The sequence below is a fragment of the Blautia sp. HCP3S3_H10_2 genome, assembly GCF_052122375.1.
Classification (GTDB): domain Bacteria; phylum Bacillota; class Clostridia; order Lachnospirales; family Lachnospiraceae; genus Blautia_A.
In genome coordinates this window covers 315,651-329,532 of the sequence record NZ_JBQKCL010000002.1, presented here as the reverse complement: position 1 = coordinate 329,532, position 13,882 = coordinate 315,651, and the positions used below count along the sequence as shown (strand labels likewise).

The window sequence follows — 13,882 nt, the reverse complement described above, 5'->3', positions numbered from 1 at the left end:
ACCTTGTAACGCATTGGATGTCTGGCTATGAGCCAAACGGTGATGCATATACTGGCCAGCGAGAATGAGAATGGAAAACGCTATGTAATGGATTTTGAATCTGTTATGTAGCGTTTTTTGTGCAAATAAAAAGAACCCTTTCCGAAAAATCAGAAAGGGTAATCAGAAAACGTTATTTAGGATAAACCAGTCTGTCTGGCTGGATATCATAGAGTACTTCATCCAGGAACTTTTTGGCAAGGTATTTGGCCATGCCAAGATTCATATCCAGGTAATTTCCACAATCTTTAGCAGAAGCGCCAGGTACTTCACCCTCGAAGTCCCGGATAAATTCAAAGGTCTCGATCATAAGTGGAACGATATCTTTGGATTCATAATCTCCATTCAGCAGCAGATAATTGCCTGTGCGGCATCCCATAGGACCCCAGTAGATCATTTTCGGACCGAATTCCTTATGGTTGCGCAGAAAAGTGGCTGCAAGATGCTCAATGGTGTGAAGCTCTGCGGTATTCATAACCGGTTCTTCGTTGGGGGAAGTCATGCGGATGTCAAAAGTAGTGATCATGCTGTTTCCAACCGGATCTTTACGGGAAACATAAACGCCCGGCTGAAGCTTGATATGGTCTATTGTAAAACTGGTGATTTTTTCCATGAAAAAGGCCTCGCTTTCTTAAATAAAAAATTAGATAATCATTTTTCTTGATTTTAACAGACATTCCAGAATGTGACAAGACACAAATGCCTGGAAAATCAGATTTATACTTGACAACGGAGCGTATTCATTTTATCATCTTTGTAAATATTGATGTCCCGTAGATAGCCGGACTATTTACGGGACATTATGCTGAGTATAAAGCTATAGGGAACAGGCTGTCTTTTGCTGAAGCATCAAATGGTGAACTATTGCAAAAGAGGGCTTTTTTTACGGAAAAATCCGCAGAAGAAAGGGATGGAGGAACTTAGGATGAAAAACTGGGAAAATGTAAGGCTGGTCAGGGAATTTTCTGAGCAGGGAGTAGACTGCTATAAGCTGGCAGGGGGCGATTATGTAAATGAATATTATGTGGTGTCAGAAGCGGAGACGAGGAAGCTGATGAACACCCCGGAGGTAGTTGGCTATGAGGTATATCACTGTCTGATCCCGGCTACTTCACAGATGCTTTATTATTTCAAAGAACAGAAGAAAGTGACAACTGCCAATATTTTATCCATCCTTCGCGGTGCCTTAAATTATCCGTTGGAGGAGAGCTGCTACAGAGAACATATCCGTGTGCATGATATCAGTTTTTTGTCCAGTGAGCGTGTATTTAAAGAAGATGAAATTGCAGGACTTGAGATCAAGTACAGCAAGCTGACCATGGTACCGGGAAGCACCCTGATGATCGGGGATATCATAGCATCTGGTGAGACGCTGATTCATTGTCTTCGTTATGTAACTGATTTTTACCGTGCACACAATGCACAGCTTCGGAATATTATTATCTTCACAATTGGTGGAACCAAGGGAATCGACATTCTGGAGAAGCTTACCGGCGAGATCCGGGAATACTGGCCGGATTTCGAGGGATTTATTACTGTATATTATGAGGGCATCTTCAGTACTTACCAGGATAAAGGTGTTTCCGGAATCAATCTTCCAGATGTGGATTTCTACTGGAAGGATGGAATTATCGCACCGGAATTCCGCAGAGAGACTCTTTCCATGCGCAATCCTCTGTTTGAGAAATGTATTATCTATGATGGCGGGGCAAGAAGATATGAGATCCATGAACATGTGGAAGAGGTGTTGGATTTCTGGAAAGGCATGTTAGAACGCTGTGACCAGATCAATATGAACGATTTAATCGAAGAAAAACTTGGTTACGATCTGCCAATCAGTTATGAAGACTGGCTTAGCTGCTGTCATTTCCAGGAAATCGAATCTCCTGAGACAAAGTGGCTTTATGAAATGGAGATGCGCTTTGCAGACTGTCTGAAAAATGTTACCCTGAAAGAGATCGCAGAACAGAGAATCGAAGAATTCACAACAGCTTTACGCAAATATATTCTGTAATACACGGATAACCTGATGCCGGGAGTAAAGGATGTTTTGCTCCTGAGATCATAACATGTTTATACAAAAAGGAGAAAGGAAACGTTACTGCTGCAATTCAGTAACCAGGTAAGAAAATGGCAAAAGAGAAAAAAGTAAAAGACGTTGACTTTGCGGGAAAAGCCGTACCGGCAGACAGCCGTAAGGGAATGGTTACCATGTTTATGATCATGCTGGGATTTACATTCTTTTCCGCAAGCATGTGGGTAGGACAGGAGCTTGCAGAGGGGCTTGATTTCTGGGGCTTTGTAAAATCCCTGCTTCTTGGTGGTGTGATTCTTGGCGCGTATACCGGAATGCTTGGATATGTAGGTGCCAAAACCGGCCTGTCACTGGATCTTCTTTCTAAGAGAGCCTTTGGGGAAAAGGGCTCTTACCTTCCCTCTGCGATGATCAGCTTTACACAGATCGGATGGTTCGGTGTTGGTCTGGCAATGTTCGCAATTCCTGTCTCAAAAGAGCTTCTGGGTGGAAGCAACGGGGCAATGTGGGGCCTTGTAATTCTGGCTGGCGTGTGCATGACTGCTTCCGCTTATTTCGGAATTGATTCTTTGACCATTGTCAGCTACATAGCAGTACCCCTTGTGGCAATTCTTGGTACGGTAGCGATGATCATGGCAGTAAACCAGGGAGATGGAACCATTATTGACCAGTTTGCGAAATCCAGCGGAAGTCTGACGATTATCGGTGGAGCAGGACTTGTGGTAGGTTCATTCGTGTCCGGTGGAACTGCAACCCCCAATTTTGCACGATTTGCAAAAAATGGAAAAGTAGGTGCTATTACAACAGTAGTTGCATTTTTTATTGGTAACTCATTGATGTTTTTCTTTGGTGCTGTGTCTTCTATTTTTGTAGGTGGAAATGATATTTTTGAGGTTATGATCCGCCTGAACCTGTTTTACCTGGCCGTACTGGTGCTTGGCCTTAACATCTGGACAACCAATGACAATGCCCTGTATACTGCAGGACTTGGACTTGCCAATATTTTCCATCAGAAAAAGAAGCCTATGGTATTGATTTCCGGTCTGATCGGAACTGTAGCTTCTGTATGGCTGTATTACAATTTCTGTGACTGGCTGAACATTCTGAACTGTACCCTTCCGCCAGTTGGTATTATTGTAGTCATTGATTATTTCATGAATAAGAAGGACTATGAAACAGAAGAACAGCAGTTTAAAACTGTAAACTGGTTTTCCGTTGCAGGTGTCATCCTTGGCGCAGTTGTTGCCAATGTGCTGAAATGGGGCGTCGCTTCTATCAATGGTATGGTCGTAGCAGCAGTGTGCTATGCAGTGGGGCAGATGGTTTTTAAGAAGACAAGATAAGAAAAAAGAAATTGAACAATCTGTGAAATCAATTGTATTTTACCGGAAGTTCGTTATAATGAAGAAAGATGGCGTCGGGAATTGCCTGGCGTCATTTTTGCGTAATAGACAAAATGTTTTATTGGAGGCATAATCATGAAGAGAAGAAAAATCCTGTCAATGCTTATGGTGGCAACCCTTTCTGTGGGAATGCTTGCAGGCTGTGGCACAGATGATGCAAAAGAAGAGACAGAAAATACTACGACTACAGATGAGAAGACAGAGGACAATAAAGAGACAACAACAGATAGCACGGAAGCTGCTGATGGAGAAGAAGGAACAGATGAGGAAATTTCTGGCTTCACAGATGGTTCTGATGAGGACAGTACAGGAAATCTGGCCGAGGATGCCAGTGCAGTGCTGGATACTTCACAGCCTCTGACAGGTCTTCATCATGCAGAGATCGAGGTAAAAGACTACGGTACCATCAAAGTAGAACTGGATGCAGACACAGCTCCCATCAGTGTGACCAATTTTGTAAAACTGGCGCAGGAGCACTTCTATGACGGGCTTACTTTCCACCGCATTATTGATGGATTTATGATCCAGGGCGGTGATCCGGAAGGAACCGGAAGAGGTGGTTCCGATGAGACGATCAAGGGCGAGTTCTCAGAGAATGGGGTAGAGAATAATATTTCCCATGAGAGAGGCGTTATTTCCATGGCGAGATCCTCCGACCCGGACAGTGCGAGCTCCCAGTTCTTTATCGTCCAGTCTGACAGCACGTATCTGGATGGTCAGTATGCAGCATTCGGACATGTCACAGAGGGAATGGACATTGTAGACCAGATCTGTAAGGATGCAAAGCCAACGGATAATAACGGTACTATTTCAGCAGATGAGCAGCCAGTGATGACAAGTGTTGTCATTACAGATTGATGAACTGGATTTCTCCAGCGTAGTATCTGCAGAATCTGGAAGCAAACAGAAATAATCCTTACTGCTTTACTACAAGCACAGGAATCGGCGGATTATTGGGTCGGTTATAGTAGTCTGTTTTGATCACCAGATAGCTTCTGGAATCCAGCTCCTTCAGCCAGGCAAGAATGGCATCACGCTCCTCGAATCCGGAATCTCCGCCGCTGTAAATGCACAGCATAAGGATGCCGCCCTTTTTTAAAAGAGAAAGAGAGGTCTCAAGGGCCAGAATGCTGGAATCCGGTCTGGTGGCTAAAGCGTGGTCGCCTCCAGGCAGATAACCGAAATTAAAAACAATGCAGCTTACACTCATGGGCTTCGCATAATTTCCCATATTTACGTGGGAATCCAGAAGAAGTTCGTAGTTGTGGGCTGCATTTTCCTTTTCCAGGCGTTCCTTTGTGTGGGTAAGGGCCAGCCTTTGGATATCAAAGGCAAGTACATGACCGGTTTTGCCACAGAGACGGGAGAGAAGCAGGGTATCGTTTCCATTTCCCATGGTAGCATCGATGCAAAGGTCACCTTCTTTTACATGCTGGGTAATCAAGTGGGCACACCACTGTGTGATCTGATAGTTCATGATAGTTCCTTTCTTAGAGTGTGTTTGAAAAATGTTTTCTGCAAAAAATAAGCAAAAATTAATTTTCATTATAACAAATGGCGGCAAAAAGAAAAGTAAAATCATGTACGAAAACTTAAACATATAAAAAATACATTGCATTCCTATAAGGATTTGCTTTATAATAAGCGTTACGGATAAACGGTACGAAATGACGTATCGCCTTTTACCCGAAAGCGTTTGAAGAGAGATGAGGGAAAATAATGTTAGAGGGAAAGAACATTCTTCTGGGAGTTACAGGAAGTATTGCAGCATATAAGATCGCATATCTTGCAAGTGCGCTGAAGAAGCAGCATGCAGATGTCCATGTGCTTATGACCAGAAATGCCACTAATTTTATCAATCCCATCACGTTTGAAACCCTTACCGGGAATAAATGCCTTGTTGATACCTTTGACCGGAATTTCCAGTTCCAGGTAGAGCATGTGTCTATTGCGAAGAAGGCGGATGTGGTGATGATCGCACCGGCCAGTGCAAATGTAATTGGTAAGCTGGCCCATGGAATTGCAGACGATATGCTGACCACTACCATTCTGGCATGCAAATGTAAGAAATTTATTTCCCCGGTCATGAATACCAATATGTTTGAAAATCCCATTGTCCAGGATAATTTAAAGACTCTGGAGCATTATGGGTATGAAGTGATCGATCCTGCTGTAGGATATCTTGCATGCGGCGATACCGGCGCTGGCAAAATGCCGGAGCCGGAGACTCTTTTATCTTATATTCAAAGAGAGTGCGCCTGTGAAAAAGATATGAAAGGACTGAAAGTACTGGTTACTGCAGGCCCTACCCAGGAAGCCATTGATCCTGTCCGTTATATCACCAATCATTCTTCTGGTAAAATGGGCTATGCCATTGCGAAAATGGCAATGCTGCGTGGGGCAGATGTCACACTGGTAAGTGGACGTACTGCGCTTACACCGCCGCCCTTTGTGAAGGTGGTTCCGATAGTGACTGCGAAAGAGATGTATGAGGCAGTTACTTCTGTCAGTCAGGAACAGGATATTATTATCAAGGCAGCTGCAGTGGCTGATTATCGTCCAGCCAGTGTCAGCGATGAAAAAATCAAGAAAAAAGATGACGATATGTCTATTGCCCTTGAGAGAACAGATGATATTCTGAAGTATCTCGGGGAGCATAAACCATCTGGCCAGTTTCTGTGTGGATTTTCCATGGAGACCCAGAATATGATCGGTAATTCCAGAGTCAAGCTTACAAAGAAAAATCTGGATATGGTAGCCGCCAATAATGTAAAAATGGCAGGCGCCGGATTCCAGGGGGACACAAATGTACTGACTCTGATTACACAGGACGAGGAAGTATCACTCCCGCTTATGAGCAAGGAGGACGCAGCCTGTAAGCTCCTGGATAAAATACTGCTGGAAAGAGCCTGCAAATAATCTCCTGGATGGGTGACCACTGGGCACTAAAGTGAACAGTACTGATTTTTGCGAAGCTCCAGGCAGTAGCACCGGTGTTAGGATTCGCAGATCCCATTTGGGGTTCTGGAGAATGATAACCCACTGATTTCAGAGTGGCGGGTAAATAAAAAGAACGATGCCCGCTGTTCCATACCGTATTGTATCCCGGAAGGGAACGATAACAAGGAGGACAATATGAACAAAAAATTTACAACATCCCAAATCACGTTACTCGGTCTTATGATCGCAATTCTGCTTCTTATGGCTTACACACCTCTTGGCTATCTGAATATCGGGCCTCTTGCCATTACCTTTAATATGATTCCGGTTGCCATCAGCGCCATCACAATGGGACCTGTAGGTGGAGCTGTTGCTGGAGCTGTGTTCGGACTTACCAGCTTTGGACAGTGCATCGGCATTGGCGGTACAAGCATTATGGGTGCGACTTTATTTGGAATCAATCCGCTTTTTGCATTTATACAGAGATTTATCCCAAGACTTGTTGACGGACTTCTTCTTGGATATATTTTCCAGGGTGTCCGCAAAAAATCTAAAAATATATATGTTTCCTGTGCTGTTACAGGATTTCTTTCTGCATTTTTAAATACATTATTCTTTATGGCCTTACTGGTAGGACTTTTTGGAAATACAGAATATGTGCAGGGACTGATGGGCGGAAAAAATGTACTTCTGTTCATCTGCACATTTGTAGGAATCAATGCAGTATGCGAAATGCTTTCTGCTACAGTCATCACAGGAGCAGTAGGAGCTGCCCTTTATAAAGCGAGACTTCTTCCTGGTACAGAGAAGAAATCAGAGAAAGTGGCGAAAGCGGCTGAAGTTTAAGAAAAACAGAAATAGAGAGACTGTCCCTGACCCGGTCACTGAATGTGACGGGAAACAGCCTGCGGAATGTGAAAAACTATGGAGGAAAATTATGATCTTAGCAATTGATATTGGAAATACAAATATTGTAGTAGGATGTATCGACCAGGAAAAAACATATTTCATCGAGCGGCTTTCTACTGTCCGTACAAAAACAGAACTGGAATACGCAGTTGACCTGAAAACAGTTGTGGACATTTACCATATTAAACGTACCGATATTGAAGGCTGTATCATTTCCTCTGTAGTTCCGCAGATAACAAATGCAGTGAAGCTTGCGGCAGAGAAGGTTTTGAAAAAAGTACCTATGGTTCTGGGACCTGGGGTAAAAACAGGATTGAATATCATGATGGATAACCCGGGACAGTTAGGAGCTGACCTGGTGGCAAATGCAGTAGCCGGAATCCATGAATATCCACTGCCTCTGGCAATTATCGATATGGGAACTGCAAGCACGGTAAGTGTGGTAGATGATAAGAAACATTATGTGGGCGGTATGATTTTTCCTGGAATGGGAGTGTCCCTGGATGCCCTCACAGCCCACGCTTCCCAGCTTAGCGGCATCAGTATCGAGGCACCGAAGCGGATCATTGGGAAAAATACCATTGAGTGTATGAAAAGTGGCATGATCTATAGTAATGCTGCAGCACTTGATGGAATCATTGACCGGATCGAGGAGGAGCTTGGACAGAAGATTACAGTAGTTGCCACCGGAGGTCTTGCACGTAAGATCGTGCCTCATTGCAAAAGAGAGATTCTCCTGGACGAGGATCTTTTGTTAAAGGGTCTTCTGATCATTTATGAGAAAAACAGATAAAAGCAAATAAAAAGCAATTCAAATGATCATTTTATTGATACATTGAGTTGCTTTTTTGTTTGGGATGAATCCTCTTGGGAATTAAAAAGTGAGGCTGCGGGGTGTCTCGCTCAGTGTTTCGTTTACAGTTCCTCAGATACAGGCTGCGGATGAAATGCCATGGCGAAATCCCGGGGTACCGGAGCCGTGATACACATAGCTTTTTCTGTGACTGGATGGGTGAATTCCAGCTGAAAAGAATGGAGCGGCTGTCTTTTTATGATCCTATAGTCTGGGTTATAGAGAAAATCACCGGGAAGGGGATGCCCAATGTATTTCATATGTACCCGGATCTGGTGGGTACGGCCGGTTTCCAGGTGAAGCTCGATGAGGGAGTAGGAATGACAGACTGCTAACCGTTCATAATGGGTAACGGCATATTCCCCATTTACGGGGTCTACCTGTCTTTCAATCGTAGAATCCTTTACCCGTCCGATAGGTGCGTCAATGGTTCCACATTCTGGCGTAATTCCCTGAACGATTGCCAGATAAGTCCTGCGAATCTTCCGCTGTTTCATCTGGGCAGAAAGTACCGCGGCACTGTAGGGATTTTTGGCCAGGATAAGGGCACCGGTAGTATCCCGGTCAAGGCGGTTGATGCAGCGATAGACAAAAGCTTGTCCTTTTTCTTTAAAATACCAGGCAGTCCCATTGGCTAATGTATTATCGTAATTGCCAATGGAAGGATGAACTGGCATGTCTGCTGGTTTGTTTATCACCAGAATATCCTCATCTTCATAGAGAATAGAAAGATCCATTTTTACAGGAAGGATATTTTCGCTGGTGTCTGTTTCCGGAATATGGATGCGAAGGAAGTCGCCGCTGTGAAGAATGGATTTTCCGAAGCCTCGCTCCCCATTTAGGGAAATGGCACTTTTATCCGGTTTCATGGAAGAAAGGATTCCACGGGAAAATCCTTTGCTCCGGAGAAAATCGAGAAGCTGCATTCCTTCCTGCTCTGTTGGTATGGTGTATGTGAGAATTCTGTCCAAGATGTTCCTCCTGTTGGAAATAGTAGGGTCTGATGTTTATAATAAAATACTGTAATTTTTTTATCCAGGGTGTATAATAGCACAGATGATATCCACATGGAAGCATTTGTTGCTTGGAAGGTCATAAGCAGTGACAAGTATGTTGCCATGTGGGAATTTATACATTTAGAGAAAGAGGAAACATATGGAGCAACAGCAACACCTTTTTACTAACAAAATGCTCCGGGCACTTCTTGTCCCGATTATCATGGAGCAGTTATTAAATGCACTGATGGGTACTGTGGATACCATGATGGTCAGCAATGTAGGTTCCGCAGCGATTTCCGCAGTCTCTCTGGTGGATTCGATCAATGTATTGATCATTCAGGCTTTTTCGGCACTGGCGGCAGGAGGGACCATTATCTGTACCCAGTACCTGGGACAGAAGAACCATGAAATGGCTAATAAATCTGCCAGACAGGCACTTTTTATCATAACTGCAATTTCTGTCTGCATTGTAGCAGTAGGACTTCTGTTTCGCGCGCCCCTTCTTGGTTTTATTTTCGGAAAAGTTGACGCAGATGTTATGGATAATTCCATGGTATATTTCTTTTATACCGTATTGTCTTATCCGTTCATTGCACTTTATGATGCCGGTGCCTCTATTTTTCGTGCCCAGGAAAATACCAGGGGGCCTATGGTTATTTCCATTATTTCCAATGTGATGAATATTGTAGGAAACGGAATCCTGATCTGGGTATTTCATATGGGAGTTGCGGGAGCAGCGATTTCCACACTGGTTTCCAGGAGCTTCTGTGCGGTGGTTGTACTGTATCAGCTTCGTAAGGACAGACAGCCGATCGTTGTGCGGGATTATCTGAAAATCCGGCCAGATGGAAAAATGATCGGAAGGATCCTGGCTCTTGGGATTCCTTCCGGTATAGAAAATAGTATGTTCCAGCTTGGAAAGCTGGCAATCCAGTCTACTGTTTCCACATTGGGCACCACTGCGATCGCTGCTCAGGCCATGACTAATATGCTGGAAATGTTAAACGGAACTGCAGTGATCGGCGTAGGAATCGGACTTATGACTGTAGTAGGACAGAGCCTTGGCGCAGGAAGGCGAGACGAAGCGGTTTATTACATGAAGAAGCTGATGATTTTCGCAGAAGTCTTTTTGATCGCATGCTGCGCTATTGTGTATGCGTTTACGAAACCAATTACAGTGATTGGGGGAATGGAGCCGGAAAGTGCCAGAAAGTGCCTGGACATGATGTTCTGGATTACCATTGTGAAGCCAATCGTCTGGATGCCGGCATTTATTCCGGCTTACGGCATGAGGGCTGCCGGGGATGTGAAATTTTCCATGGTCACTTCCTGCACCACCATGTGGGTATTCCGTTTCTGTCTGTGTGTTTATCTGATCCGGGTAGCCGGAATGGGACCTATGGCTGTGTGGATCGGTATGTTTACGGACTGGACGGTGCGGGCGGTTATATTTTCCCTTCGGTTTAAGAGTGGGAAATGGATGGAGCATAAAGTTGTATAATAATTGACTTTTACACCGCAAAATTATATAATGTAACGGATTAAAACAGGGAAAAAGTACATTCAGGAAGCAGGTGGAAGTCCTGCACAAGTCCGTTACTGTACAGTCAGATACTGGGTGCTTTTTCAGGAACAGAATTTCCTGCGGCAACCGGGATAAGACTGATGAGAGAGGAGCTTTGTTGTCATGACAGGGCTCCTTTTTGTTAGCAGTGTAAATTTCTGTTGCTGTTTATAGAAGATATTTAACAGCGTGATAGTCTGCTTGGAAAAGGCTTTCGTATTCAGCATTTTAATTAAATTCTGGGAGGCAAGGGGATATGGAACATAAAACCGGATTAGAAGATTATTATGTGATCCGTGGACAGAAGAAAATGCGTTTCGGCTACACTACAGGTTCCTGCGCCGCAGCAGCCTGCAAGGGAGCCTGCCTTATGCTTCTGGGAAAAGAAAAGTTAACCTCTGTCCCCCTGATGACGCCAAAAGGAATTCTTCTTGACCTGGAATTACATGATATACAAGTTAGCGATGAGCAGGTTGCCTGCGCTGTGAAAAAAGACGCGGGAGACGATCCGGATACGACAAATGGAATTCTGGTATATGCCACAGTGTCGAAGACTGCCACTCCTGGAATTACGATAGATGGTGGAATCGGTGTGGGCCGGGTTACAAGACCGGGACTTTCCCAGAAAGTAGGAGAGGCGGCAATTAATCCTGTGCCCCGTGCCATGATCCTTCGGGAAGCAGAAGAAGCAGCTGTTTCCCATGACTATGAGGGAGGACTGAAGATTGTGATTTCAGTGCCGGAAGGGGTAGAAATCGGGAAGAAGACCTTCAATCCAAGGCTGGGAATTACAGGAGGAATCTCCATTCTGGGAACTTCCGGAATTGTGGAGCCTATGAGTGAAAAAGCCCTTGTAGAGAGCATCCATGTGGAAATGAAGCAGCATTTTACCCAGGGAGAAAAGTATCTTCTTGTGACACCTGGAAACTATGGGGCGGATTATCTGCGCGAGCATATGACCTTGCCTTTTGAACGGAATATCAAGTGCAGTAATTATGTGGGCGAGACGATCGACATGGCTGTAGATATGGGCGTGAAAGGAATACTTTTTGTAGCTCATATTGGCAAATTTGTAAAAGTAGCAGCAGGGATTATGAATACCCATTCCCACAGCGCAGATGCCCGGATGGAGGTGCTTGCGGCGAATGCTCTCCGGGTAGGAGCAGACGGAGATACGGCCCGGGATGTCCTGAATTGCAACACCACAGATGAGGCTCTTGATATTTTGCGTGAAAAAGGATTATTAGAATCTGCAATGAAAGAAATTATGGAGAAAATCCAGTTTTATCTGGATCACCGGTCTTATGAACAGATTAAGCTTGGTGCGGTAGTTTTTAATAATGTATATGGTTATCTGGGAAAAACCAGAGATGCAGATGAACTGATTCAGGAAATCCAGAAGCAAGATGGAGAGTTAAAGTAAAAACCCGTTGTTGTGTACAGCAAATATTTCATGGGAAATGATCTACATGAAAATAAGCGTTTGATTTATATGACAGATAAAACAGAATGGAAATGCAAACAAACAGATATGGCATTCCGGAAAGAGAGCGTTATGACAGGAAAATTATATGGTGTGGGAGTCGGTCCGGGAGATCCGGAGCTGGTTACCTTAAAAGCTTTAAGACTTACAAAAGAGGCAGATATACTGGCTTTTCCAGGGGAGAATCCCAAAGAATCTGTTGCATACAAGATTATGAAGGGCGCATATCCGGAAATTGACAGCAAGCAGATGATTTCCCTGCCAATGCCCATGATCAAAGAGAAGGAAGCCCTGAAGCGTGTTCACGACGAAGGTGCCAGAATCATTGCAGAATGGCTGGAGAAGGGAAAAAACGTAGTGTTTCTCACTTTGGGAGATCCTACGGTATATTCTACCTACATTTATGTGCACAAAAGAGTAGAACAGCTTGGGTATGCCACGGAAATTGTCAGCGGTATCACATCTTTTTGCGCAGTCAGTGCCAGATTAAATGAAGGTCTGGTAGAAAAATCCCAGCAGCTTCATGTGATTCCGGCATCCTACCAGGTGGAAGAAGCCCTGAAGCTTCCTGGAACGAAAGTTTTGATGAAGGCTGGTAAAAAAATGCAGGAAGTAAAAGCGCAGATTAAAGCTTCCGGGAATAAGGCTGTAATGATTGAAAACTGTGGAATGCCAGATGAGAAAATATACAGAAGCGTGGAAGAGATTCCAGAGAACGCAGGCTACTATTCCTTAATCATTGTGAAGGATGAGAAATGATAAGTAGCATTTTTAGCTGAGGACAAATCCATGACAGCAAAGTGGAAGTAGAAAATATGTTGATTTTAATATAATGATGTAGTTTTTTATAGAAAAGGAGAGAAAGTTATGATTCATTTTGTAGGAGCAGGTTCCGGAGCACCGGATCTGATCACAGTAAGAGGTAAAAAATACCTGGAAGAAGCGGATGTGGTAATTTATGCAGGTTCCCTGGTAAATCCGAAACTTCTGGAGTATACCAAGGACATTTGTACCATCTACAACAGTGCCAAAATGACACTGGAAGAAGTCCTTTCCGTTATGGAAAAAGCAGAGGCAGCAGGTAAGACAACCGTTCGGCTCCACACAGGTGATCCATGTATTTACGGCGCAATCCGGGAACAGATGGATGTGTTGGACGAGAAGGGAATTGCTTATGATTACTGTCCAGGTGTCAGTGCATTTTGTGGTGCCGCCAGTGCATTAAATCTGGAGTACACGCTTCCGGATATTTCCCAGAGCGTGATCATCACCCGTATGGAAGGCAGAACCCCGGTTCCGCCAAAGGAAAGCATTCAGTCCTTTGCAGCCCATCAGGCAACTATGGTTGTTTTTCTTAGCACGGGAATGTTGGAAGAGCTGAGCAGAAGACTGATTGAGGGTGGTTACACCGCAGATACTCCGGCAGCCATTGTTTACAAGGCCACCTGGGAAGATGAGAAAAAATTTGTGTGCACAGTGGGAACCCTGGCACAGACTGCGAAAGAGAACAATATTACAAAAACTGCGCTTATGATCATCGGAGACTGTGTAAATGCAGCTCATTATGATCGTTCCAAATTGTACGATCCTGGATTTACCACAGAATTCCGTGAGGCAACAAAATAAGTGTAAGATTAATAAATCTGTTAAAAAGACAC

The 13,882-nt window shown here is 44.1% G+C and carries 13 protein-coding genes; 10 read left to right on the top strand and 3 right to left on the bottom strand.

The features are described 5' to 3' along the window. Positions 1–172: 172 nt before the first annotated feature. The gene (locus ACTQWB_RS03390; RefSeq protein ID WP_441500354.1) at positions 173–652 is read right to left on the bottom strand and encodes an S-ribosylhomocysteine lyase; all 480 of its coding nucleotides are present in this window, start codon (positions 650–652) and stop codon (positions 173–175) included. Positions 653–964: 312 nt separating this feature from the next. Between ACTQWB_RS03390 and ACTQWB_RS03385 the strand changes: the two genes are divergently transcribed. The 3 genes from ACTQWB_RS03385 to ACTQWB_RS03375 all read left to right on the top strand — a co-directional run bounded on the left by ACTQWB_RS03385 (position 965) and on the right by ACTQWB_RS03375 (position 4,335). Further along, positions 965–2,053 (top strand): hypothetical protein, encoded by a 1,089-nt coding sequence (locus tag ACTQWB_RS03385; RefSeq protein ID WP_441500353.1) that lies wholly within the window; start codon positions 965–967, stop codon positions 2,051–2,053. A 116-nt stretch (positions 2,054–2,169) separates the two neighbouring features. Next, entirely contained in the window at positions 2,170–3,417 is a 1,248-nt protein-coding gene (gene codB, locus ACTQWB_RS03380) for a cytosine permease (RefSeq protein WP_441500352.1), read from the top strand. Positions 3,418–3,552: 135 nt separating this feature from the next. Continuing rightward, positions 3,553–4,335, top strand: a complete 783-nt coding sequence (locus tag ACTQWB_RS03375) for a peptidylprolyl isomerase (RefSeq protein WP_441500351.1) — start codon at positions 3,553–3,555, stop codon at positions 4,333–4,335. A gap of 58 nt (positions 4,336–4,393) precedes the next feature. Here the strand turns inward: ACTQWB_RS03375 and ACTQWB_RS03370 are convergent, their stop codons facing one another. Beyond that, positions 4,394–4,957 carry a tRNA (mnm(5)s(2)U34)-methyltransferase gene (locus ACTQWB_RS03370; RefSeq protein WP_441500400.1) on the bottom strand — a complete coding sequence of 188 codons (564 nt, stop codon included), beginning with the start codon at positions 4,955–4,957 and terminating at the stop codon, positions 4,394–4,396. 239 nt (positions 4,958–5,196) lie between these two features. Here ACTQWB_RS03370 and coaBC point away from each other — a divergent pair, with 239 nt between their 5' ends. The 3 genes from coaBC to ACTQWB_RS03355 all read left to right on the top strand — a co-directional run bounded on the left by coaBC (position 5,197) and on the right by ACTQWB_RS03355 (position 8,119). Then, positions 5,197–6,396 (top strand): bifunctional phosphopantothenoylcysteine decarboxylase/phosphopantothenate--cysteine ligase CoaBC, encoded by a 1,200-nt coding sequence (gene coaBC, locus ACTQWB_RS03365; protein WP_441500350.1) that lies wholly within the window; start codon positions 5,197–5,199, stop codon positions 6,394–6,396. 216 nt (positions 6,397–6,612) lie between these two features. Further along, positions 6,613–7,263: an ECF transporter S component gene (locus ACTQWB_RS03360; RefSeq protein WP_441500349.1), complete on the top strand. Its 651-nt coding sequence runs from the start codon at positions 6,613–6,615 to the stop codon at positions 7,261–7,263. Between the two features lie 91 nt (positions 7,264–7,354). After that, positions 7,355–8,119, top strand: a complete 765-nt coding sequence (locus ACTQWB_RS03355) for a type III pantothenate kinase (RefSeq protein WP_441500348.1) — start codon at positions 7,355–7,357, stop codon at positions 8,117–8,119. A 122-nt stretch (positions 8,120–8,241) separates the two neighbouring features. Here ACTQWB_RS03355 and ACTQWB_RS03350 read toward each other — a convergent pair whose 3' ends face one another. Beyond that, positions 8,242–9,150, bottom strand: coding sequence for an RluA family pseudouridine synthase (locus ACTQWB_RS03350; RefSeq protein WP_441500347.1), 909 nt, complete (start codon positions 9,148–9,150; stop codon positions 8,242–8,244). Positions 9,151–9,334: 184 nt separating this feature from the next. Here ACTQWB_RS03350 and ACTQWB_RS03345 point away from each other — a divergent pair, with 184 nt between their 5' ends. The 4 genes from ACTQWB_RS03345 to cobM all read left to right on the top strand — a co-directional run bounded on the left by ACTQWB_RS03345 (position 9,335) and on the right by cobM (position 13,850). Then, positions 9,335–10,678: an MATE family efflux transporter gene (locus tag ACTQWB_RS03345; protein ID WP_441500346.1), complete on the top strand. Its 1,344-nt coding sequence runs from the start codon at positions 9,335–9,337 to the stop codon at positions 10,676–10,678. A gap of 319 nt (positions 10,679–10,997) precedes the next feature. Further along, positions 10,998–12,164: a cobalt-precorrin-5B (C(1))-methyltransferase CbiD gene (gene cbiD, locus ACTQWB_RS03340; RefSeq protein WP_441500345.1), complete on the top strand. Its 1,167-nt coding sequence runs from the start codon at positions 10,998–11,000 to the stop codon at positions 12,162–12,164. 132 nt (positions 12,165–12,296) lie between these two features. Further along, positions 12,297–12,983 carry a precorrin-2 C(20)-methyltransferase gene (gene cobI, locus ACTQWB_RS03335; RefSeq protein ID WP_441500344.1) on the top strand — a complete coding sequence of 229 codons (687 nt, stop codon included), beginning with the start codon at positions 12,297–12,299 and terminating at the stop codon, positions 12,981–12,983. Positions 12,984–13,091: 108 nt separating this feature from the next. Continuing rightward, positions 13,092–13,850: a precorrin-4 C(11)-methyltransferase gene (gene cobM, locus ACTQWB_RS03330; protein WP_295305571.1), complete on the top strand. Its 759-nt coding sequence runs from the start codon at positions 13,092–13,094 to the stop codon at positions 13,848–13,850. Positions 13,851–13,882: the final 32 nt, after the last annotated feature.

Coding starts and splice junctions, on each gene's coding strand:
- ACTQWB_RS03390 (WP_441500354.1), bottom strand. CDS start 652: ATGGAAAAAATCACCAGTTTTACAATAGACCATATCAAGCTTCAGCCG.
- ACTQWB_RS03385 (WP_441500353.1), top strand. CDS start 965: ATGAAAAACTGGGAAAATGTAAGGCTGGTCAGGGAATTTTCTGAGCAG.
- codB (WP_441500352.1), top strand. CDS start 2,170: ATGGCAAAAGAGAAAAAAGTAAAAGACGTTGACTTTGCGGGAAAAGCC.
- ACTQWB_RS03375 (WP_441500351.1), top strand. CDS start 3,553: ATGAAGAGAAGAAAAATCCTGTCAATGCTTATGGTGGCAACCCTTTCT.
- coaBC (WP_441500350.1), top strand. CDS start 5,197: ATGTTAGAGGGAAAGAACATTCTTCTGGGAGTTACAGGAAGTATTGCA.
- ACTQWB_RS03360 (WP_441500349.1), top strand. CDS start 6,613: ATGAACAAAAAATTTACAACATCCCAAATCACGTTACTCGGTCTTATG.
- ACTQWB_RS03355 (WP_441500348.1), top strand. CDS start 7,355: ATGATCTTAGCAATTGATATTGGAAATACAAATATTGTAGTAGGATGT.
- ACTQWB_RS03345 (WP_441500346.1), top strand. CDS start 9,335: ATGGAGCAACAGCAACACCTTTTTACTAACAAAATGCTCCGGGCACTT.
- cbiD (WP_441500345.1), top strand. CDS start 10,998: ATGGAACATAAAACCGGATTAGAAGATTATTATGTGATCCGTGGACAG.
- cobI (WP_441500344.1), top strand. CDS start 12,297: ATGACAGGAAAATTATATGGTGTGGGAGTCGGTCCGGGAGATCCGGAG.
- cobM (WP_295305571.1), top strand. CDS start 13,092: ATGATTCATTTTGTAGGAGCAGGTTCCGGAGCACCGGATCTGATCACA.